Origin of the sequence: Nostoc sp. FACHB-110, from assembly GCF_014697425.1 — a bacterium.
GTDB lineage: Bacteria > Cyanobacteriota > Cyanobacteriia > Cyanobacteriales > Nostocaceae > Nostoc_B.
The window spans coordinates 298090-323329 of the sequence record NZ_JACJRU010000001.1 but is presented as its reverse complement, the minus strand read 5'-3'; the positions used below and the strand labels follow the sequence as shown (position 1 = coordinate 323329).

The 25240-nt window shown below is 38.5% G+C and carries 12 protein-coding genes; 6 read left to right on the top strand and 6 right to left on the bottom strand.

Annotated elements, in window-relative coordinates:
- The first annotated feature begins 387 nt into the window (after positions 1-387).
- Complete coding sequence (locus H6G69_RS01180; RefSeq protein WP_190680726.1) at positions 388-5784, top strand: ATP-binding sensor histidine kinase; 5397 nt, start codon at positions 388-390, stop codon at positions 5782-5784.
- A gap of 30 nt (positions 5785-5814) precedes the next feature.
- Here the strand turns inward: H6G69_RS01180 and H6G69_RS01175 are convergent, their stop codons facing one another.
- Complete coding sequence (locus H6G69_RS01175) at positions 5815-6399, bottom strand: DUF99 family protein (RefSeq protein WP_190680724.1); 585 nt, start codon at positions 6397-6399, stop codon at positions 5815-5817.
- Positions 6400-6547: 148 nt separating this feature from the next.
- Positions 6548-6814 (bottom strand): hypothetical protein, encoded by a 267-nt coding sequence (locus tag H6G69_RS01170; protein WP_190680722.1) that lies wholly within the window; start codon positions 6812-6814, stop codon positions 6548-6550.
- A 269-nt stretch (positions 6815-7083) separates the two neighbouring features.
- Between H6G69_RS01170 and H6G69_RS01165 the strand changes: the two genes are divergently transcribed.
- A complete protein-coding gene (locus H6G69_RS01165; RefSeq protein ID WP_190680720.1) occupies positions 7084-9495 on the top strand; it encodes an MASE1 domain-containing protein in 2412 nt (803 codons plus the stop codon).
- A gap of 58 nt (positions 9496-9553) precedes the next feature.
- Complete coding sequence (locus tag H6G69_RS01160) at positions 9554-10807, top strand: response regulator (RefSeq protein ID WP_190680718.1); 1254 nt, start codon at positions 9554-9556, stop codon at positions 10805-10807.
- A gap of 13 nt (positions 10808-10820) precedes the next feature.
- Here H6G69_RS01160 and H6G69_RS01155 read toward each other — a convergent pair whose 3' ends face one another.
- The 4 genes from H6G69_RS01155 to H6G69_RS01140 form a co-directional block, all read right to left on the bottom strand.
- Positions 10821-16451: an ATP-binding sensor histidine kinase gene (locus tag H6G69_RS01155; protein ID WP_190680716.1), complete on the bottom strand. Its 5631-nt coding sequence runs from the start codon at positions 16449-16451 to the stop codon at positions 10821-10823.
- A gap of 576 nt (positions 16452-17027) precedes the next feature.
- Positions 17028-17771 carry a hypothetical protein gene (locus H6G69_RS01150; RefSeq protein WP_190680714.1) on the bottom strand — a complete coding sequence of 248 codons (744 nt, stop codon included), beginning with the start codon at positions 17769-17771 and terminating at the stop codon, positions 17028-17030.
- Between the two features lie 864 nt (positions 17772-18635).
- Entirely contained in the window at positions 18636-19010 is a 375-nt protein-coding gene (locus H6G69_RS01145) for a ferredoxin family protein (protein ID WP_190680712.1), read from the bottom strand.
- Positions 19010-20614, bottom strand: coding sequence for an FAD-dependent oxidoreductase (locus tag H6G69_RS01140; protein ID WP_242071941.1), 1605 nt, complete (start codon positions 20612-20614; stop codon positions 19010-19012). Before H6G69_RS01140 ends, H6G69_RS01145 begins: the two co-directional genes overlap by 1 nt.
- Before the next feature lie 543 nt (positions 20615-21157).
- Between H6G69_RS01140 and H6G69_RS01135 the strand changes: the two genes are divergently transcribed.
- The 3 genes from H6G69_RS01135 (at position 21158) to H6G69_RS01125 (ending at position 25226) form a co-directional block, all read left to right on the top strand.
- Entirely contained in the window at positions 21158-22522 is a 1365-nt protein-coding gene (locus H6G69_RS01135) for an LLM class flavin-dependent oxidoreductase (RefSeq protein ID WP_190680710.1), read from the top strand.
- Between the two features lie 373 nt (positions 22523-22895).
- The gene (locus H6G69_RS01130; protein ID WP_190680709.1) at positions 22896-24434 is read left to right on the top strand and encodes an amidohydrolase family protein; all 1539 of its coding nucleotides are present in this window, start codon (positions 22896-22898) and stop codon (positions 24432-24434) included.
- A 138-nt stretch (positions 24435-24572) separates the two neighbouring features.
- On the top strand, positions 24573-25226 hold the full coding sequence (locus tag H6G69_RS01125) for a dienelactone hydrolase family protein (RefSeq protein ID WP_190680707.1): 654 nt from the start codon (positions 24573-24575) through the stop codon (positions 25224-25226).
- Positions 25227-25240 lie beyond the last annotated feature (14 nt).

Below are 25240 nucleotides of genomic sequence, written 5' to 3'. Positions count from 1 at the left end.
TGAGTCCTATAGAAGGACATAAGTAACTCAGGAGAAAAAAGCAACCTATATTCATAAAAGTTAATTAAATCCAAGTGCTTTTTCCTGCTGCCTCCTACCTGTTCCCCAGTATAAATATTGAAGCTGTTCTACTTATAAAATGGGAAAAATTCATGACAGTGAGTTTTCCAAGAAATTAAACTGATAATTGTAAGTAGTTAACAAGTTACTTTATTTACTTGCTGGCTTAATGTTTTGTTATTAGATGCTTTTTTGCTGTGTAACTTGATATTACTCAAAGCACACAAAGATTAATGACATTTTGATAAAAATTTAATTTGATTGAAGAATCAAATATTGGGAATCATAAAATAACCAAGTTTTGTGTTTAATAACAGGGTCAAGATAATGCTGACATCTAGCTCACTTTCAGGGTATGACATCAACGAAATGCTCCATGAAGGAGATGATACAATTATTTACAGAGCCGTAGCAACGCAAGACAAAAAACGAGTTATTTTAAAAATACTCAAATCAGATTATCCTTCGATAGATGCGATCGCTCGCCTCAAGCATGAGTATAAAATTACAGAAAACCTCAATTTAGAAGGCGTTGTTCAAGTATTAAGTCTAGAAACTCACCAAAATCGGTTAGCGATCGTATTTGAAGACTTTGATGGTCACTCTCTTAAAGAACTACTGATTCAAGGACAACAAGATTTAAAAAGTTTTATTAATATTGCAATTCAGCTAACCAAAGCTCTTGTTTCTGTACATAGTTGTCACATTATTCATAAAGATATTAAACCAGCTAATATTATTATTAATTCCCACACTGGAATTGTAAAATTTACAGATTTTAGTATAGCCTCGCGTCTGGACAAAGAAGTACCACAACTAGCTAACCCCAACCAGCTAGAAGGTACTTTACTTTATATGTCCCCAGAACAAACTGGGAGAATGAACCGTACTCTTGACTATCGCAGTGACTTTTATTCTCTTGGGGTTACTTTCTATGAAGTGTTGACTGGACAATTACCTTTTGAAAGTGACGATCCTCTAGAATTAGTTTACTGTCATATTGCCAAAGAACCAACCGAAATTGAAATATTAAATCCCGAAATTCCTAGTGCCATCTCATCTATTGTCAAAAAATTGATGGCGAAGAATGCTGAAGACCGCTATCAAACAGCGAAAGGACTTCTCTCAGATTTACAAATTTGTCAAGAACAGTTAGAAAAAATAGGTAAAATTAGCGAATTTACACCAGGTCGGTTAGATGTTTTAAGTCAATTGTTAATTCCTCAAAAGCTTTATGGTAGAGAACATCAAGTTAATTTACTATTAGAGGCTTTTGAACGAGTCAGCAAAGGCAACCGTGAACTGATTTTAGTTTCTGGCTATTCAGGAATTGGTAAATCTTCGGTTGTGAATGAAGTTAACAAACCAATTACTCGCGCTAAAGGTTTTTTTATTGGGGGTAAATTTGATCAATTTCAACGTAATATTCCTTATGCCTCATTGATTCAAGCTTTTAGTTTATTAATGAAGCAACTCCTGACAGAAAATAATCAGAAGTTAGAAACATGGCGGAGTGAAATATTAGCTGCTGTTAAGTCCCAAGGTCAAGTAATTATTGATGTAATTCCAGAAGTAGAATTAGTTATAGGTAAACAACCAGAAGTAGCTAAACTCAATGCGGTAGAATCACAAAATCGCTTCAATAAAGTTTTTACTGACTTTATCCGTGTTTTTGCCAAAAAAAGACACCCTTTAGTCATTTTTTTAGATGACTTGCAATGGGCAGATTCAGCAACTTTAAAATTAATTGAATTACTAATTACTGACCAACATACCAAATATCTACTTTTAATTGGGGCTTATCGAGATAATGAAGTTAGCAGTACTCATCCTTTAACTCAAACAATAGAAGCAGTAAATAAAGGTGATACACTCGTTACTAATATTATCTTGCAAGCCCTTTCTCTAGAAAATTTTAGTCAGTTAATTGCTGATACATTACATGATAATTCTGAAAGAATAAAACTGTTGGTAGATTTACTCTATAATAAAACCGCAGGTAATCCATTCTTTTTAACACAGCTTTTATTGGCTCTATATCAAAAGAAGTTTTTGTATTTTCACTTTGAAACAGCTTTATGGCAGTGGGATATAGAAAAAATTCAGGCGATTGGTATAACTGATAAAAGCATAGTAGAACTAATTGCGAATGTTATTGAAGACTTGCCATTAGCAACACAAGAAGTTTTGCAACTAGCCGCTTGTATTGGCAATAGATTTTCGCTAGATATACTTTCTATTATTAGTACTAAATCTCCGACGAGTACGGCAAATGAGCTTTATTCAGCATTACAATCTGGTTTGATTTTGCCGTTGAGTGATGCTTATCGTATACCTTTAGCCTTTGAAAAAGAAGAATCTGCTAAACTCACATTTGACTCTAAACAAATTAGCTATAAGTTTTTACATGATCGAATTCAGCAAGCAGCTTATTCATTAATTCCCGAAAATCAGAAACAAAACACCCATTTAAGAATAGGCAGATTATTACTAGAAAAAACACCAGAAGCATCACTCGCTGAAAATATTTTAGATATTGTTAACCAACTAAATGTTGGTTTAGATTTATTAACTCAAGTATCAGAAAAATATGAACTAGCAAAGTTAAATCTTTTAGCTGCTAAAAAAGCTAAAGCTGCTACTGCCTATGAAGTCGCTGCTAGATATTTAAATATAAGTTTAGGACTTTTACCATTAGATAGTTGGCAACAAGAATATGAATTAACTTTGAATTTATATACTGAAACTACAGAAATTGAGTATTTAAATGGCAATTTTGCTCAAGCCAATAATCTAGGAGACATTGCCTTAAATCAAGCACGTAGCATTTTAGATAAAGTGAAGCTCTATGAAGTGAAAATGCTCACTTATATGGCACAAAATCGGATGCCAGAGGTCTTAGAAATTGGAATTAAATCTCTGAAAGAGCTAGGTGTAAAATTACCGCAAAATCCAACCAAATTAAATGTTTTACTAGACTTAGTTAACACACAAATTGCCTTAAAAGGTAAACAGATAGAAAACCTAGCTTCATTGCCGGCAATGTCAGACCCTTATAAGCTAGCGGCGATGCAAATTCTCCTACAAATTGTTCCCGCTGCTAGTCAAGCAGGATCTTTTTTATTTGTATTAGCTGTGTTAGCTATGGTCAGATTATCTATTAAATATGGTAATTCGCCTGTTTCAGCTTATGGTTATGTAGCTTATGGCACTATTTTAACTGATAAATTTAACCAAATTGAAACAGGATATAAGTTAGGAAACTTAGCTATTAATTTACTAGCAAAAATTAATGATAACTCTATTAAGGCTACAGTTTATTTTGTACATAATGGTACTATCAGGTTTTATAAAGAACCTGTAAAAGATACAATAATGCAACTTTTAGAAGGAATGCAAAGTGGTTTAGAGCTAGGGAATATAGAAAATGCTGGTTATTGTGCTGTAGTCGCTGGCTATCATACGCTACTATCTGGAGAAAATTTGGAAATAGTAGACAAAAAAACTGCTAGCTATGTTGATTTAATGCAGAAATTAAACCTAGGAACTTTAGCAGCAACTACAAATATTTTTAGACAAGCGGCTTTAAACTTACAGGCAAAATCATCGAGTAAATCAGCTTTAATCGGTGATGCTTTTGATGAAGTAACAATGGCAGATGATGTGATCAATAATTATTCATTTAAAGGTTTGTATTATGGTTGTAAAACTATATTATGTTATTTCTTTGATGAATATGATTCAGCTATAAAAAATGCTGAAATAGCAGAAAATAATCGTTTAGAAAATGTTGGGTGGTTAATTCATACAGCTAATAACTTTTATTATTCTTTAGCTTTATTGGCTTTGTGCAACCAAGCTTCTCCTTCGCAAAAACAGCAATACTTAAAGCAGGTGATAAATAATCAAAAGCAAATGAAGAAGTGGGTAAAACAAGCACCATCTAACTTTCAACATAAATATGATTTAGTAGAGGCAGAAAAAGCTAGAGTATTAGGAAAAGTTCAAGCAGCGATAGATTTATATGATATTGCTGTGGTTGGAGCTAAGAAAAATAATTATATTCAAGAAGAAGCTTTAATTAATGAACTCACAGCCAAATTTTATTTAAATTTGGGTAAAGAGAAAATTGCAAAAATGTATATGACTGAAGCATATTATGGTTATATATATTGGGGAGCTATAGCTAAAGTTAAAGAATTAGATGAACGCTATAATAATTTGATAATTCGGAATGGAAATGGACAAGAATCAACATTAGATGTACGTAAAACTATAGCTACAACCAAAATAAATTATACAGGCACAATTAATGATAACAAGGTCGCTTTAGATTTGACTACTGTAGTTAAGGCATCTCAAGCAATTAGTGGGGAAATTGTTTTAGATAAACTATTAGACACACTTTTACGTATTATATTAGAAAATGCTGCTGCTCAAAAAGGCTGTCTAATTTTACTGAAAGACAATGAATTATTTATAGAAGCAATTAGCGGCAAAGATAACTCTACGATTATTTTGCAATCAAGTCCAGTCAAAACAAGTGCAGATATCCCAGTATCAATAGTGGAATATGTTGCTCGAACCCAAGAATCGCTGGTGATAAATGATGCTATGGTGGAGACAATTGCTATGGCAGATCCCTACATCAAACACTATCAACCAAAATCAATTTTGTGTACTCCTATTTTCTCTCATGGAAAATTTATTGGCATATTGTATTTAGAAAATAATATAACTACTAGTGCATTTAATGGCGATCGCATCACAACTTTGAATTTGATTACATCCCAAGCAGCTATTTCTTTGGAAAATTCTCAACTTTATCAGAAAGCCCAAGATTACGCCAAGCAATTGGAAAATTCCCTCTCTGACCTCAAGCAGATGCAGTTACAACTAGTGCAGAGTGAAAAGATGTCTGCATTGGGTAACTTAGTATCTGGTATAGCTCATGAAATTAATAACCCTGTTGGTTTTCTGGCTGGCAACTTAGAGCCAGGCTCGCAATATGTTAATGATTTGTTAGAGCTAGTGGATTTATATGAAAAGCATTATCCTCAACCGACAACAGAAATTAGCAAAAAAATCAAAGCTATAGATTTAGAATATCTGCGGGAAGATTTACCCAAACTATTTACTTCTATGCAAAAAGGTGTAAATCGTATTTATGAAGTAAGTGTCAGTTTGCGTACTTTTGCCAGAGCCGATAGTCAAAAATTAACCCCTTGCAATATTCATGAAATTCTTGATAGCACAATTTTGATTCTGAAGCACCGACTGAAAGCATCACAGAATCGCCCTACTATTGAAGTAGTGAAAAAATATGGTGATTTGCCCCCTATCAAGTGTTTTCCCGGTCAACTGAGTCAGGTATTTATGAATTTGATTGCTAATGCTATTGATGCTTTAGAAGAGTCAAATACTGGCAGAAGTTTTAGTGAGATTAGCAAAGATCCTAATTGTATTACTGTCACCACAAAGATGAGTGAAGACCAGAAATTTGTTGTGATCAAAATTAAAGACAATGGGATGGGAATGACGGAACAAGTTAAGCAGAAGATTTTTGATTACTTATTTACTACCAAACCAGTGGGTAAAGGCACAGGCTTAGGATTAGCTATAGCTTGCCAAATAATTATAGAAAAACATGGCGGCACGATTGATGTCGAGTCTACTTTTGGCGAAGGAGCAGAGTTTATTATTCAGCTTCCAGTACATGAATAATTGTATCAACTAGAGGGCGCAATTCATCAATTACGCTTGTCGCCCACTTTCTCCCTTGACAAACGCAGAAGCTATCAAGTGAGCTAGACGCAGAGCTTCCGGGACATGTCCACAGTCGGTAAGATGCTGAAGTACTTGGGCTGTAGTCTCTGGTTGTGCGCCACAAACCTGAAAATAAAAGGGTGGATGCTCATAAACAGGGCCAGCACGACCTATAATTTCTAATCGCTTTTCTGGATGGGGTAATCTTTGCATTGCATAGGTCATGGCAGGGAGATTAGGTTGTTTTCGCATCACTGCAATACAAGGACGCTCTAATCTTGCTGCTAACAATGGTAAATCGACAATATTGAAACCGCCTAAAGAAATCCCATCTAATAGGACTACGTGAAGATGGGGTAGAAATTTGCCACCAATTAGTAACTGAGAAAGTTTTTCTGTCGCATCCCAACCATCAGGCTGTATTTCTCCCCAAACCATACCTTCAAATCGAGTGTCTGCACAGATTATACCTGCAACTCCCACAGGATGATTTGCACTTCTCATAAAAGGAGCATCATCAAAACCAATTGCGCGAATAGTGCGACGATTTCTCAGCAGATTTTCTAATTCCATTGGTGTCGCTTGAAGATGATTTTTTAGCTGAAAAATATCACAAAAAAGCTGATCAAAATTAACTTGATGTATAATCACATCCGCAAGAGCAAATATTTTTGATAGCAGATTTTTGCGCGGTAAAATGAATAGCTAATCTATATTAAATTTAACGATTTGGAGTTTTAAATAATCCCACCACTAGCACAACAATACCTGTCAAAAAGATATAAATGCTTTGCAGGAAATAACGATCTGCACCTATTCTTCTATAGGTTGCGACTGTTTGTACATCAGCTGCCCCAAGTGTACCAAAGAAGCGGCTGAGGTTGCTTTCAAGTTGCGATGGCAATAATGAGATGCTAAAAAAGGCGATCGCAATCAGTACAATTCCAATAATTATCAAGCGCAAATTAAGTGAAGTCTGTCGTAACATTGTCTAGATAGTTCGCTGAGAAATAATTACACAGAGACGACAGTTGCCGCCCCTTAAACTGTAACGCAGAACTTAGTTAGTTAGCTGGATTTTTGGATCTAAGCACATCAACGATATATTCTTTTTGCATCTGCACTGGCAAAATCTAGCGATCTCAGCATATATTTCCATCTTAAGGATGAAAGCCACAACTACTTATTTGGGAATCATAAGCTTGACAAATGTGGTTGAGGGTTATTTCCCTTCAACTATTGGCACGGAGACAGCAAATGCAGTTAAATACGATAAAGCGGCAATTTTTGCTTAAACTCGATCGCCCATTGATCATAGCAGCACTAACTATTCCCATTGTTCATCTCGGACTGGGATATCTGGGCTTATCTATGACTTTTGTCGATGGTGCGTCAGCATTTTGGCCTTCACTGGGTGTGTTTTTGGCAGGAATGTTGTTAGTTGGTTATCGGGTTTGGCCGATATTATTTATCAGTGATTTTATTGTTAGTTATATTATTTTTTTTAAGCACAATATTTTAATTAGTAGTATTATTCCTGCTGTTAATTTAATTACGCCTTTTGTCGCTACATTTTTGATTAATAAGTTTATCAATCGTCGCCATTTTTTAGAGCGATCGCAAGATATTATTAAATTTATAGTTCTGACTATACCCAGCCCCCTCATCAGTTCCATACTAGCAGCACTGACACTTTGCTTGAGTGGAATTGCGCCTTGGGTAGCATTTAGCAATATTTTCCGTACTTGGTTAGCATCTGATAGTACAGGTATTTTAGTTGTTACACCTTTACTATTAGCATGGTTGCAAAAATCTAAATCGCCCAGAAGTTTTCATCGAAGACAAATTATCGAACTTGGATTTGTGTTCATCACAATGATGATAATTGTGCGGATTGCTTTTTCTGGGGGATATCCAATTGAATATATGGTTATTCCCCCACTGATTTGGATGGCGTTTAGATTTGAAGCGCGGATATCGACGTTAGCTGTACTAATTATGTCAGCGATCGCAGTTTTTGGCACTGTTCGTGGCTTTGGTTCTTTTGCCAAACAACCCTCGCCGAATGAATCACTTATTTTAGTGCAATCATTTATTTGTGTGATTGCGATGACTACCTTTGTCATCTCTGCGGTTACTCATGAAAACCAGCGCTCGGCAATGATTCTCCGTCAAGCCAATGATGAACTAGAACAGAGAGTAGAAGAACGCACAGCTGAACTTCAAGAAGCCAAAAATATTGCCGAAATTGCCAATCAAGCCAAAAGTGAATTTCTCGCCAACATGAGCCATGAATTGCGAACACCGCTAAATGGCATCTTGGGTTATACCCAAATTTTACAACGCACTGAAAACTTAACAGAAAAAGGATACAAAGGAATTGAAATCATCCATCAATGCGGCTTTCATCTATTAACTTTAATTAACGACGTACTGGATTTGTCTAAAATTGAAGCTCGCAAAATGGATCTGCATCCTATCGATTTTCATCTGCCTTCATTTCTCGAAGGAGTTGTCGAAATCTGCCGGATTAAAGCCGAGCAAAAAGTAATTGCTTTTAACTATCAGCCTGATGAAAAATTACCTGTTGGTATTCATGGTGATGAAAAAAGACTGCGGCAAGTTCTGATTAATCTTTTAGGTAATGCCATCAAATTTACAGATAAAGGAGGAGTCTCTTTAAAAGTAAATGTCATTAGTCCAGAAATCGAACCAATAACTAATTACAAACTTCGTTTTCAAGTAGAAGATACAGGGGTAGGAATGACATCAACACAATTGGAAAAAATCTTCCTTCCCTTTGAGCAAGTAGGCGAAATCAAAAGACAGTCTGAAGGAACCGGATTAGGTTTAGCTATCAGTCAAAAAATAGTCCATCTCATGGGTAGCACTTTAGAAGTTGACAGCCAACCAGGTAAAGGTAGTGTTTTTTGGTTTGAAGTAGAATTACGCGAAGCAAAACAATGGGCAGAACGTTCTAGGATGATGCCACAAGGAACTATTACAGGTTATCAAGGTGAAAAACGCACAATTTTAATAGTAGATGATAAGTGGGAAAACCGTTCGGTAATTTTCAATTTACTCGAACCAGTTGGATTTAAGTTGATCGAAGCTAGTAACGGACAAGAAGGAATTAATGGGGCGATGAAATTTCAACCTAACTTAATTATTACTGATTTAATCATGCCTGTGATGGATGGCTTTGATTTAATTAGACAAATTAAGCAATCTGAGCAGTTAAAAAATGTCCCAATCATTGCTGCTTCTGCAAGTGTGTTTGAGGGCGATCAGCATCATAGTTTAGATGTTGGTGCAGATGCTTTTTTGCCCAAACCAGTTGTCGCGGAAATTTTACTAGAACTACTGCGAGTACATCTAAATTTAGTCTGGATTTATGAACCAAAATCAGAAATTGAGACAAATCGTAACCAAGCTAATATTCAGATGAGTTTAGCGGCAATTGCTTTACCTGCTATCGATATATTAAATCATTTATATCAGTTAGCCAAAGATGGGAACGTTGATGATATATTGGATGAAGCGAATAAATTAAAAAATAATAATTCTGTTTATTTAGATTTTGCTGACCAAGTAATTCAACTTGCCGAAAATTTTCAACTTAAAAAATTGCGAGAGACATTAAGCCAATGGATGCAACAGTTTAATTAACTGATAAAGTATCCAAAGTTAATTGTGCGTCTTTTTATAAAGATTAATATTTCTATCAATGAAAAATTCAGATTTTGTGTTGATTGTTGATGATAACCCCACAAATTTATCAGTGCTATCACAAGCCTTAAAAAGTGCAGGTTTTACAGTCAGAGTTGCTGAAGATGGAGAAACTGCCCTGGAAATGGTGCAGAACAAACTACCTGCTTTAATTTTATTAGATGTCCAAATGCCTGGTATAGATGGGTTTGAAACCTGTAAAAAACTTAAAGCCAACCCATCAACGCAAAGTATTCCTATTATTTTTATGACGGCGTTAGCGGATACTGAAAATAAGGTAAAAGGACTTTCTTTAGGTGCAGTTGATTATATTCCTAAACCTTTTGAACAAGCAGAGGTAATTGCTAGAGTGCGAATGCATTTGCAACTCAAGCAACTAACAGATAATCTCGAACACAAGGTAATAGAGCGAACCACAGCATTACAACAGGCACAAATACAACTTGTACAACAAGAAAAGCTGTCAATGCTGGGTCAATTAGTTGCAGGTGTAGCCCATGAAATGAATAATCCTATTAGCTGCATTATTAGCAATATTCATCCCGCACAAGATTATATTGCCGATCTCACCTATATTCTGCAATTATGTCAGCAAAGTTATGCTCAATTACCATCCGCCCTTCAAGATGCGATCGCGCAAACTGATTTAGAATTTATCTTAGAAGATTTACCCAAGTTGCTAAATTCGATGCAAGTTAGCACGGAACGCATTAAAGATATATCCGTTTCGCTGCGAAACTTTGCGCGTACTGATACATCGGCCAAAGTTAAATTTAACGTTCATGAGGGACTTGACGATACATTATTAATTTTGCGCCATCGTCTCAAAAGTGTGGGGCAAAGACCAGATATTCAAGTCGTCAAAAAATATGCTTCTCTACCAAAGGTTGAGTGTTATCCAGGACAACTCAATCAAGTATTTATGAATATCTTAGCTAATGCCATTGATGCTTTAGAAGATGTTTGGCAACAGGGAAGGCGAATAAATGATTCCTTGACAATTAATATTTGCACCGAGATGTCTGATGATGAAAATATGACAATTCGGATTGCTGATAATGGTGCTGGGATGAGCGAAGAAGTAAGACAACGGATATTTGATTGTTTATTTACTACAAAAGCCGTTGGTAAAGGTACGGGACTGGGACTAGCGATCGCGCATCAAATTATAGTAGAAAAGCATGGTGGAGCAATTTATGTTCATTCTACCCCTAATCAAGGAACGGAGTTTGCGATCGTGTTGCCAGTTTAAGGCATCATAATTATCAAAACTCAAGTGAATTTAAAGGTAGTAACAGCGAAAACTCTGAACCTTCTCCTATTTGAGATTTAACACTAATACTACCTCCGTGCTTTTTCATAATCGAATAGCTAATAGATAACCCCAAACCTGTACCACTACCAACTGGTTTGGTGGTAAAGAAAGGGTCAAATATGTGCGGTTGAACATCCTCAGATATTCCTATCCCATTATCGACAATTTGAATACTTATGGTCTGAGCATCAACCATTTGCGTATTAATTTGAATTGTGGGAATTTTTGTTGGTTCTAATTCAGAAATTATTTCTTGTTCATAATTGGCAAAAAATAAGTCTACAGCATCAATGGCATTAATCATAATATTGAGAAATACCTGATTAATCTGACTGGCATAGCAATTAACTTCTGGCAAATTAGCATAACCTTTGATTACCTGAATTGCCGGACGGTATGCTTTCTTCTCTAGACGATGATGTAAAATTAATAAAGTGCTATCAATACCTTCATGCAAATCAACATACTTCATTTCCGCTTCATCTAGTCGGGCAAAATTACGCAAAGAAAGTACAATTTGGCGAATTCTTTCCGCCCCAATGGTCATCGATTGTAATAATTTTTTGAGGTCGGATTTGAGAAAATTAAAATCTACATCTTCTAGAGCTTTTTGAATCTCACTAAATGGTTGAGGATAGTAGTAATGATATAAATCAACTATCTGTAATATCTGTTGTAAATATTCTTCGGCATGGGATATATTACCATAAATAAAATTAATCGGATTATTAATTTCATGAGCAACACCAGCTACCATCTGCCCCAAAGAAGACATTTTTTCTGTTTGAATTAGTTGGGTTTGTGTATGTTGCAATTTTTCTAAAGTTTCTGACAAATGTTGATTTTTTTCATGCAATTCTTGGGTTCTCTGTTGTACTTTATGCTCTAAGCTATGGCTATACTCTTCTAATTGAGTTTTTGCTAAAGCTAGATTGTGATAAAGGATGGCATTTTGCAATGATATGGCAGCCTGGGCTGTCAAAAGATGTAAAACTTCCAAGCGTTTTTGGGTAAAAGCTCCCGTTGTTAAACTATTTTCTAGGTATAAAATGCCAATTAGCTTCCCACGATTGTGAATAGGTGTACACAGCAAACTTTTTGGTTGCCATTGCATAATATAAGGATCATTTAAAAAGTTAATTTCAGTGCGCGCATCATCTAGTACAAGAGTTTCACAAGTACGTGAAACATAATTAATAACTGAAGAAGGAATATCTTGACTATCTGACAGTGGTAGCGATTTTAAGTTGATTAGACCAAGGTTTTTTCTGAGTTGTTCGTGGGAATTGATACCTTGATTGATATTATCTATTGTTATCAGTCGTTTACTACTTTTTTGCGCCGCAATTACCCAATTATCATCCTGAAGCAACAAAAGTACAGATTTTTCGGCTCCAGCATTTTCGCTGACTACCTGCATTAAAGTTGTCAATAATTTTTCTAATTCAATTTCTCCCGCCAGTGCATGAGAGGCCTTCATAACTGTTGCTAAATCTAAAACCTCAGTCACGCTAGAACTGCTTTGTTCTAAGCCAATGGTTGTAATTCCACTCAAGTGAGAGGAATTAGCATCCTGTTGCTGAAGAAGTACAGTAATAAATTGAGCATATTGAGATTCTAAATGCTTGACTTTGGCGACTGCACCCCAATTTAGGTAACAGTAATAAGCATTTGCTAGATACATTTGAGCAATCGGCTCTTTGTTCCACTCTAGATAAAATCTCGCCGCGAGTTCATTGGCGAGTGCTTCTTCTTGAATGTAGCCATTAATTTTCGCGCCAACAATTGCGCGATCATAGATATCAGCAGCTTGACCTCTTTGTTGCAGAACTCGACATTTTTCAGCTTCTACTAATTCAAATTTATGCGAATAATTCATGGGGGCACTATGCACCCATGTCTGCATTTTACGTTGGTTTTCTTTAACTCTTTCTAGTAGTTGTTCTTGCTGAGAAACAGTAGCTTGGGAATACTCTGCCAGTGCTGTTAGTGAATCATAAAAGTAAAATATTGGCACTGTGGCATAACCAGTACCTGCAGCTAAATATTCTCTAGCTTGATCTGCAGTTTTAACTGCTAAAGTGATGTTGCCAAATAAATAACAAAGAATCAATTTATGCAGCGAAAAATAATGCAGTCCGGTAAACTCTTGTGTATTAATTAAGTGAGTGACAAACTCTTCTTCTTGGATTACGTCACCTGTCAAATTACAGATGTTATCAGCCTTACCCAATAAATTTAAAACTGTTTGCCAAAATATACGACAATAATTGAGAGTTGTGCCTTGTTTAAAATTTTCTAAAACGTGAGTGTAGGCTTGAATTTCTTGTTCTAAACCAGGCAATTCTCGTCCTAAAAAATAGGAATATTGACAGATATCTTTGGCGTTAAAACCTACATAATAGACATTGCCAGTATCTAAGGCGATTTTGTAGCCTTCTAACATTAACTGGACAGACTTTTGTAGAGGTGAATTTAAATAGGTGATAAACGCACCTACAACATAAAAAACGGTGGGTTTGATATCACTAATATTAAATTTGTGAGTTAATGCTAGTGCTAGGTTGCCAACTTTTTCTGCTGTTTCTATATCTTGTAAAAATCCATTTAATAAAATGCCATAACAGGCGTAACAAAAAGCTGAAAAAGGAGCATTGCCATACAAAATCGAGGCTTTAATTTGAGACAATATCAGTAGAGGAAACAAATTTTGCTCGGCAATGTAAACAGCAGGCGCAACGTTAGCTGCTATTCGAGTGATTGCCAGTTTGTCTTGTGCTGTCATGAAGGGTAAGTCAAGCAATTGAGCAATGTCATGTTCAGCAATTAAAGTGGCGACTTCCTCAAGAGCTTGTTGAATATCTTGCTGGGTAGGTACTTCTGGGAAAATCAAGCCAAGCTGACTCATTCCTTGCCGAGCGATCGCAATTGCCCCCAAAACATCATTTTGGGCAGTGTGGGCCTGAATTTTGGTTTCGTAAATGCTAACTCGGTCTAGGGGGGTTTTAGTGTGCTGTATGACTGTTTGCGCCAATTCCTCCATCTTGGCATAGGCTCCGCAAAGGTAAGCTGCATCAGCCGCTAATTCGTGCAGTGCCAACGCTAAATCATATTGGCTTTGCCAGCAGTCGTCTCTTAATAAACTAATACCTGTAGTTAAATACTCAGTTGCTACCCAATAAGCTGTAGCAGACTTGGCTTTGCGTCCTGCTAACAGATTCAGTTGTGCGAGGCGATCGCGTTCTTGCTGCTGGGTGATTAGTTCTACGCCAAAGTTAAGTTGGTTGACAATTTCAAAAATTACTTCTTCTAGCTTGCATTCTGAAATATTACTTAAGAGCAATCGACCAATTTTCAGGTGAGTTTCCCCTTTTTGATTCGGAGGAATTAATGAATATGCAGCTTGTTGAACGCGATCGTGTAGAAATTTGTAACTGATAGTAATTGAGTGATGTCCGTTAGCACTGATAGCTGAGTGATGATTAACTAAAACATTATCGATAACAGTAGATTTATTCTGAAAAAGTTTATACCCTTCTCCGCTAGGTAAGATTAATCCATCTTTGAGAACTGTCCAAAGAATCGCTGCGGTTTCTGTAGAGGATTTTTCATATACAATTGCTAAAGTTTCTAAATCAAATTGATTACCAATGCACGCAGCTAATTTCAAGATATCTTGAGCCTGACTGGGCAACTTATGAAGTTGCTGAGTGACAAATTCTACAATATCTTGGGTAAAAGACATTGCTCTAATTTGATTAATATCACACTGCCAAGCTCCTGTTTGATTAACAAATTTAATCAACCTATCTTCATAGAGAGATTTGAGAAATTGGTTAGTAAAAAAAGGATTGCCTTTGGTCTTTTGATATACTAGCTTTGTAATTTTCAGTGATTGTTGTAGTGAATATTTCAAAGTATCTGCAATCAATTCATTGAGTTGCATTTCAGTCAGTGGAGCCAAGACAATATGATTAACTGTAATTTCTGCTTGACGCATCTCCTCAATGGTTAACATTAATGGGTGTGCCGATGAAACTTCATTATCTCGATATGCTCCGATTACTAATAAATAAGTGTTGCTAGCTTCACTCATTAACAGTTGCATCAGCTTTAAAGAAGCCGTATCTGCCCACTGCAAGTCATCTAGAAAAATGACGAGGGGATGTTCTTGGGTAGTAAAGACTTGAATAAATTTCTGAAACAACAGATTGAAGCGGCTTTGCACTGCACTACCAGATAATTCTGGGACAGCAGGTTGTTTTCCAATAATGCGTTCTAGTTCTGGAATGACCTCGATAATTACTTGTCCATTTTCACCTAAAGTCGCTAAAATTTTCGTTTTCCAAGTTTCGATTTGAGTATCACTTTCTGTTAGCAATTGTGTCATTAAATCACGAAATGCTTGCACCAATGCTAAAAAAGGAATATTCCGGTTAAGTTGATCAAATTTACCTTTAATAAAATATCCCCTCTGGCGGGTGATTGGTTTGTGAACTTCATTCACAATTGCGGTTTTACCAATACCAGAAGAACCAGATATCAGCATTAATTCCGCATTTCCCTGGCGTACTCGCTCAAAACTGGTGAGCAGTTTTTGAACTTCAACTTCTCGTCCGTATAGTTTTTCTGGAATGACGAAGCGATCGCAAATATCTTTTTCTGCTAGGGTAAATTCTGGAATACTACCGCCTGCTGTTAATTGGGACAAACAAATTTCTAGATCGTATTTTAGTCCTAATGCACTTTGATAGCGGTCTTCAGCATTCTTCGCCATCAATTTATCGACAATGGCTGACAGTTGAGTCGGAATAACCGGATTAAGATAATGAACTGGTGTAGGTTGTTTAGCTATGTGACAATGCACTAATTCCATCAAATCATGAGATTGAAAAGGCAATTGCCTAGTTAAAAGTTCGTAAAAAGTTACTCCTAGAGAATAAAAATCAGTGCGATAATCAATTCCTCTATTCATTCTCCCAGTTTGTTCGGGAGACAGATAGGCCAGAGTTCCTTCTAAAACCGCCGGACTAGTGGAAAGTTGGGTTTCTTTGGTTAATACCGAAGCAATACTAAAATCAATCAGCTTGACTTGCTTGGTAGTTGGGTTAATTAGGATATTAGCTGGCTTAATATCTTTGTGAATAACTTGATAATTATAGAGATCAGCCAAAATATCTGCAAGAGCGATCGCAATTTCTAAAAACTCCCGCAAAAAATGATAATTACCAACTAATTCATTTTCCTGATTCTCTGTTTGATCGCGTCCTTTTCTGCTTAAAGCTGTATATTCTTTTAAAGAAATTCCCCCAAAGTCTTCTAAAATCAAGGCTAGCCGATTTTGAAAACTTTCTAAACTATATATCCGAACAACCCCAGGCACATTTAATATATTTGTAATAGCAAATTGATTTTTAAATTGAACTAATTCAATGGGACTGGGATAAGAACTTTTCAGTAATTTAATCACTATAGGTGTTTGATCGGATTCTCGCCAACCTCGATAAACCAAGGTTCGAGTACTGATATAAATAGTTTCGCTAATCCGATAACCAGGAATCTCGGCTCGATTCTTTACCATATAGAGTTGTTCATGGAAAATATAAATTTATTTTTCCCAAACTCACACCTGAATCTCACAACATATGCTAAAACTTTGTAAGTCTATATAATGGGATTAATCTGCATGAGAGAATATGGCAAATTTGGTTGATTTATGGCGAAATCAAACTTACATCTTTTCTCAATCACCCCTTTTTGATGTGACTTTAAAATCTTTGGCAAAATATTTCAGTATCTCAGAGTCATAAGCGGATAATTAATCTATTTTTGGCGAAGAATATAATTAGATTTACTAACTTTCTGCCTCCTGGATTTAGGCGAATTTATTCTGACTATTTTTCTGCCTGTTTTTCCGGTAATCAGGATGAATTAAAAAAGATGTATAGGCACAGAGTTTAATAATTTGGCTTACTTACACTCCCTATACCCATACACCTTATCCAATATCTATGAATTTTAGCTGTAATAACTGATATAGCGTTTCCTAGTCTGCTGAAGTACAAATTTCTGCGTACCTCTGCGCTTAACTCTGCGACCCTCTGCGTTTCAAAATATTACCTGTACCTCACTTAACTGGGAATTGCTATATTTGAGCTTATACAGCACTGAGTGATCGCTCTATTGGATAAACTTTGGCAAAAGGTACTTCATAAGAATGAGTCGTAATATAAGCATGAAACTCATTCACCAAGTCTGTGAAATACTCAAACGCCACATCAATAAATTCGAGAATGTGCTGATGCAAGTGTTCTGGCACTTCAATCTCTTTGATTGTTTGCAAAGAAGCAGGAGTATGAAGAGTGTGAGTATTTTCTATATGATTATGTCGCATTCCAAAATAACGAAACTCTGATTTGGTCATTTCCTGTAGTTGGAGTGCCGCAGACATAGTTGAACGGAAAAAGACATTCGCCGTCACCTCGGATACTTCAATGGCAACTAATCTCATAATCGGGTGCGCACCGCGAGTATATCTCTCAAATAGAGGTAACATCGAACGAGAAACCCGAGTATGCTCACTCCACAAAAATCTCACGGCATCACTAAAACGCATGGGATAATCAATTCCCATCTTTGCCATATCTTCGAGTAACCATTGCCAATGGAAATGTTCTTCGTGGGTATGTACATTGACAATTTCTTGAATGTAATTAGTAGTTGGTTCATCTCGCAGAATTCTTTTGCAGAACTCACTAAATTCCATTGCCAGTGGAGCGATTACAGGCGCAAATGCCAATCTTTGCCGTGGGTCAATTGTTTCGTCTTCCATATATTTAAAAAACGGCAATTGAGCATATTCTTGATTCTTTTTCTCAATCAGTTCAAGAATTGATTTCATGGTTGATGCCCCTAAAATAGATAAGAGATGAATAAACTCAACAACAAAATTCAGCACCCAGGAGTCAGGATTTAGAAGTATTTAGTAGAATCAGAAATTGGTTCCTCAAATATTTATCCTGATTCTTTAATTCTTCTAGCTCCTGAATTCTTGTAACTAAATTGGTTACTTCTTTGGTATGTAACTCTCAGAACAAAACATTTGATAATAGCAATGACATTATTGCTAGCCAAATTTTCTACATCTGTGAAATGACAAATGTAAATTCATAAGTGAGAAAGACTTAAATTTGGTTAATTGATATTTGCTATCCGCTTTTGATGGAAAAAATCACCTAGGTTTTACTACTACACCTAAGAAATGATGTAGGAGTTTGAAATGAGTTATCCACAAATCTACTCGCTGCTATGCTCACCGGATTTTCCACACCCATAAGTAGTTTAGAAATTAACTAGGATTTTTCTGGGTAGCTTCAACTAGCTTATTCATTCTGTATCTAAGTTGTAAATTAGTTAATTTACGGTTTTTCTCTATTTAATGTAGAGATTATCTCAGTAATTTCTATTTTTTTTTAGTACTTGCTGAGAAACATAGCTATGCAAATCTTCTATGGCATTTAAATTAAAATTTAATAGAAGAATTTACTTTAAACTTTCAACTTACTTAGATACCAAGGCATTAGCGATGAAAAATTGGATTTTTTAATTTGTCAAGAGATTTTTTTGAAATTAAATATAAGTACTTAATTAATAACAGTCATCACTTAAGTAGACTATTTAATAAATAGTCAATATCCTTGGATATAATATCAGTATGGCTGTGAAATATTCTTACGTAGCTTTTTTGAATCGCAATTTTAAGGTGCTAGCGGCGATCGCGGCCAGAGTTTTCCGAATTGGCATTAGTGACACTCCTATTCAAAACCCTGAGTTTTTGCGTTGGATCTTTGTCAGTACCTCCCATTTTGCCACGATCCCAACCCATATTTCGGGTATAACTACCCAACAAGTTTTGGGCATTTAATTGCTCTATGTCAACCGCATCATCTAGTTCTGCGTAAGGCGATACATAAAGCGCATCGACGGGACAATATAGTTCGCACAAAAAGCAAGTCTGACAATCTGACTTACGCGCAATCACCGCTAATCCATCTGCGCCAGAGTCGAAGACATCGCGCGGACAAACTTTTACGCACATATCACAACCGATACAGCGATCGCTATCAACAATTTCAATCATTATGCTACCTCTTGCAACTGATTTTGGGCGGCGAAAACAACAACATCATCAACTCCACTCGTCAAGATTCTGCGTGTTTGCTGCACATCGGTTTTGGTAAAATCTGTGCGGCGGTGCATTCCCCTGCTTTCTTTGCGTGCATCTGCGCTCGCCCAGATCCAGCGAGCCGTGGCTGTCATTGCTGCTGCTTCGCGTGCGCGTAAAGCATTACGGCCTTCACCTGCTAAATAATCCCGCACATCCGCCCAAACTGCATCTAAACGTTCCCGCGACAACGCTATCCGCGCCCCAGAACGGAAGAAATTCACATCCAGTGGCAAAGTTTCTGCTTGAACAGCACCAATTACTGCGGAGATTAACCCATCATCTTGCGGCTGTTTTCTGGGGCGCAAACCAGCCTCACCTAAACCATGAATGACGCGAGTCTCGGCTTTGTCACCTAAAGATTTAGCAAAACGCGCAGCTGCGCGCCCACTCCAAGTACCGCTAGCGATCGCCCAAGACGCATTCGGACTTCCCCCACCTGACACTGCTCCTGTCAGATTTTCTCGTGAGGCTGTATCGCCTGCAACATAAAGACCAGGTACTTTTGTCGCGCAATCATCGTTGATAATTTCTAAGCCACCCACCCCGCGCACAGTCCCTTCAGAGCGCAGTGTCACGGGAAAGCGTTGCTGGAATGGATCTAAGCCGATTCGTTCCAAGGGTAAAAAGCAGTTGGGTTGACCCCGACGCAACCACTCATGCTGAATGGCATTACCTCTATCCATCAAAGCATAAACTTTCTGTCCAGCTATCAGCTGACGCGCAATGCGTACCGCCCGATCTTCCCCTGTCTGGGGTAGTGGTGTGCCATCTTCTAGATAAAAACTGGCAAAGGAGAATGTCAGCCCTTTTGTGACTGAAGTATGTGCCGGAGCCAAGCCATATTGTGCAGAAAACTCCATCCCGGATAATCTTACACCTGCCTCTGCTCCCATGAGATAACCATCGCCAGTATTTCCATCGCAACCTAAGGCGTGAGATAAAAAAGCACAGCCCCCTGTAGCTAGTACCACAGCACCCGCTCTGACTTCCCAGCGATCGCCACTACGCGGATGAATACCTGCTGCACCGGCAATGACACCATCGGCTGACAGTAATTCTAGTGCGGGATGATGGTCAAGAATGCGTACGCCAGCTGCGATCGCGCGATGGCGCATAAAGCGCATATAATCTGGGCCGCGTAAGTTAGCGCGGTAGGGATTGCCGCGATCGTCCAATGGAAAAGGATAGCCCCTATCTCCCAAATTATCTAAACCATTTTGCGCCTGCTCCATTACACGCTGCAACCAACGGCGATCGGCTAGTCCTGTGGAACGAGACAAGCGTTGCTCAATTTCTGCATCACGTTGCTCGCCTTGGGGAAGATACCATGCACCAGTATTCGAGGGTGCTGTTGCTCCTGATGTACCGCAATATCCTTTATCGGCTAAGACAACGCGGACACCTTGCTCGGCCGCAGAAAGCGCTGCCCAAGTACCTGCTGGCCCACCACCTATAACCAGAACATCAGCATTAATTACCGTCTGTGCTGGTGTCATCCCAAAAGTTTTTGTATCCATACTCACAGGTTAAATTTGCCTAAAAACCGTGATTTTGCCAATTCTCAAGAAAGTTTCGTCTACGTTATTCATCAATATTTACTATTTAGCACTGGTTTGAAGGTTGCATTTAAATTAAACTACGATAAATTGGTAGACATACAGTATTTTATCTTTAGGAAGCTAACATACATCTTCCGAGAAAGCAAGTTGTTTACATCAAGAGGAAAGCTACCAACTAAAAAAGAAGTTAACAAGTTGAGATTGATCAGTGGCTAATCGCACGGGAATAATTACTTTCCGTGTCCTTCTAAGCTAGCCATTGTATGGTTTGCAAAACTTAATGTTAGATAAGCTAATAATTAGGATTTCATGGTATTGTGTTGTTCAGTACAGATTTTTTGTATCAATGTGAGTAAGCTATACGTAGCTGAAAGCCATGTAATTTGTACAACACAGCTATCCCTACGCCTTTAACCAGAAGCAGTTTAGAACAGGCGTTACATCAACAGCCATTAGCTATACAAAAAATCAGCAATCGCGTTATAGACCAGAAAAAAGCAAATGAGCAAAACAAGGAAGTTTCGTTTAGGTGCATTTATTCAAGCGACTGGACATCATGTCTCTGCATGGCGACATCCAGATGCACAAATAGACGCTGGTTCCAACTTCGAGCATTACAAAGAAATTACCCAAACTGCTGAACGGGGCTTATTTGATGCAGTTTTTCTTGCAGACAGCCCAGGCATTTGGGGCGGTAGTCCCCAAACGCAAAGGCGTAATGGCAAACTGGTGCATTTCGAGCCAGTCACCCTTTTTTCCGCCTTATCTGCTGTCACCAAAAACATCGGCTTTATTGCTACTGCTTCGACTACTTACGAAGAGCCTTACACTTTGGCGCGTAAGTTTGCCTCGTTAGATCAATTAAGTAATGGCCGCGCTGGGTGGAATGTCGTTACAACAGGCAATGAAAATGCCGCCGCTAACTTTGGACTGGAACATCACCCAGAACATAGCCAGCGTTATGAACGGGCCGAAGAGTTTGTCCATGTGGTGAAAGGATTGTGGGATAGCTGGGAAGACGATGCTTTCATCCGTGACAGAGAGTCTGGCATTTATTTTGATCCGAATAAACTGCACATACTCAACCACAAAGGCAAGCATTTTTCTGTCAAAGGCCCCTTAAACGTTGATCGTTCGCCCCAAGGCTACCCAGTGATTGTCCAAGCAGGAGCCTCCGAAGCCGGACGAGATTTGGCCGCGCGTACTGCCGAAGTTATTTTCACCGCGAATCAAACCCTAGCCGACGCACAAGAATTTTATGCTGATGTCAAAGGTAGATTAGCAAAATACGGTCGTTCTCCCGATGACCTGAAAATCATGCCAGGAGCTTTCCCAGTGATTGGTCGGACTGAAGAAGAAGCCCAAGAAAAATATGAATTCTTGCAATCTTTAATCCATCCTGATGTAGCTTGGGGTATCTTAAGAAACTATTACAAAGGTGTGGATCTGACGAAATATTCTTTAGATGATCCTGCACCCGAACTACCCGAAGATACCAACACCAACAAGAGCCGTCTGAAACTGGTGAAAGATTTAGCGACTCGCAGCAGTTTAACTTTGCGCCAGTTGTATCTAGCTCTGGCTACTGCTAGAGGACATCGCACCATCATCGGAACTCCCGAAAGTATTGCCGACCAACTAGAAGAATGGTTCAACAACGGTGCAGCCGATGGCTTTAACATCATGCCACCCATTCTCCCGACAGGCTTAGATGAATTCGTGAATCTAGTCGTTCCCGTTCTTCAGAAACGAGGCTTATTCCGTACCGAATACGAAGGCAGTACCTTGCGAGAAAACCTAGGCTTGAGCCGTCCGGTGAATCAATTTGCTGCCAAACAAGAACAAGAGAGACTAGTGTTGGTGTAAATCAATCCTTCTAGGTCTTTTAGGACTTATGGATATAGCCTGATTTTGCCTAAGTCCTGCCTCCTAAACAAAGAGTAGTGAGTTTCGAGTGCTGTAGACGTTTTTGCAATGAGCCATTGCTTTATCGTGACTGGCTTTGCTGAGTTATCTAGATACGAAAAACTAACATCAATATACGAATGGTGCTAAGTTAACGCCAAACTCATTATCTATAAGGCTTTTGGGTGCAAAGTATGGCTCTTGTGGGTTTTTCCTACACCCTACACCCTGCCCAAACGAGCGTTTTCTTAGTGCCATTCCCACAATGTTGTACTCAGTACCCACAACTCATTTCTCAGCACTACTTCTGTAATTTTTTTAAAGGGTAAAAAACATGAGTGAATATAGCAGATTAAAAACTTCTCGCTCTGCTGCCATCAAAGCAACCCTGAATTATCCGGTAATTGATACCGACGTTCATACGAATGATTTCACCCCCGCGCTTGATGACTACATCGCTAATTATGGCGGTGCAAAACTTGTAGACGCATTACGCAAGGCAGAAAATTCTCGGCTGAACTCCAAAGCTAACGGTAAAGATTGGTATCAACAAACACCAGAAGAACGTCAATATTACCGCACAATTCGTTCGCCTTGGTGGGCAAGAGTTACCCGTAATACATTAGATTTAGCTACTTACACCTTGCCGGAATTGTTCTATGAGCGTCAAGCAGAACAAGGCTCAGACTATTCTGTACTGTTTCCGAACAATGTACTTGCACCAGCTGGTGCAGGCCCAGAACACCGCCAAGCACTGCAACGCGCGGTAAACCACTATCATGCTGACTTGTATCGCAAATATAGCGATCGCTTGACAGTGGTTGCTGGTATCCCAATGGGTACTCCTCAAGAAGCGATTGAAGAGTTAGAATTTGCAGTAAAAACACTAGGTTTAAAAGTAGCAAATATTCCTGGTGGTGTAAAACGCCCAATTAAAGCGATCGCTGATAAATATCCCGCAGACCAATTCCCAGAAATCGCCAAGTATGCTTCATACATTGATTTCTACGGATTGGATAGTGAATACGACTATGATCCATTCTGGGCGAAAGTTGTTGAGCTAGGTGTACCCCTGACTACCCACTACGGTAGCCAAGGTTGGACTGGACGCTCTTCTATCAGCAACTACATGAACAACCACATCGGTCACTTTGCCGATGGTTCCCAAGCCTTCGCCAAAGCACTATTCTTTGGTGGCGTTACCAAGCGTTTCCCACAATTGCGTGCAGCCATGCTCGAAGGTGGTGCAGATTGGGGCGCACACGTCTACATTCATTTAGTAGACCGTTTCTCCAAGCGCAGCCTCAAAGGACTCCAAAACTACAACCCAGACCTCACGAATGCGAATGAGTTGTACGAGTTGTTTAAACGTTTTGGTAATGAGTTCCTCGAAGCCCATCCTTTAGACAAAGAAGAACTAACCAAGAGTGTCTTAGGTTCTTCCTTCAGCCGTCATAGCCGTTCACCCGTTGGTAGTGAATTAGAAGACTTCGCGGCTGCTGGAATTGAAAGCATTGAAGATATCCGCGATCGCTGGGTAAATAGCTTCTTCTTTGGTTCTGAATCTGACGATCGCACCATCGGTGCAGCATTCAACGACAAAGCTAATCCCTTGGGTGTGAAAATCAACGCCATCTATTCTTCCGATGTCGGTCACTGGGATGTACCCGACTTAACAGATCCCCTAGCAGAAAGCTGGGATTTGGTGCAAGAAGGAGTGATTACCGAAGCTGACTTTAAAGCTTATGTCTTTGGTAATCCTTATAAGTTCTATACCGAAGCTAACCCCGACTTCTTCAAGGGTACAGCAGTTGAATCTAAGGTCAATAACCTTAACTCTTCACCAGCTGATCAGAATCTTGTAGTGGCTTAAGAGTGCTGAGTTAAAAGTGCTAAGTGCTGAGTACTTTTTACTTTACTTAGTACCCAGCACTATGAGACTGCAAGATCCCCGACTTCTTAAAGAAGTCGGGGATCTGACCACCAAACATACATTTGAGGTATTGCAACTATGGCTATTGAACGTCGCTCTGGTTTATTGCCTTATCTGTTCTCGGCTGTTGCGGAAGATGCACAAAAACCCGCACCTTTAGTATTGTTTTTGCATGGCGCGCGCGATCGCGGCAATGATTTAGATGTGCTGCTGAAATGGGGTTTACCTCGGTTTGTGAATGAGTCAAGCTCTTTACCTTACTTCTTTTTAGCCCCCCAACTCCCTGAAGGGCAGACTTGGGTAGAGCGAGAGTCAGATGTGATTGCTTTGTTGGATAATTTCATCGCTTCCCGTCCTATCGATTCATCCCGCGTCATCATCTCAGGGTTCAGCTTGGGAACTGCTGGGGCTTGGCACATCGCCGCTTCTCATCCTGGTCGCTTTGCTGGGTTAGTCGCGGTGTCTGGTCGCGTTCCTCAAACCTTAGAATCAAGTCAACTAGATGCACTCAAGGAAATTCCCATCCAAATATTCCAAGGTGCTAAGGATGAAAAACTATCAATCGAAGCTACACAGCAGATTGTGGATACCTTGCGAGCATCTGGCGGTACAGTAGATTTTACAGTATTACCAGAAGGTGATCATTTTATTGCTGATGAAGTTTACACTGACTTGAAATTACAACAGTGGTTTGTTTCTCAGAGCGTTCACCCTGCCGTTGTAGCGATTTAAAAATTTTTGCCCTA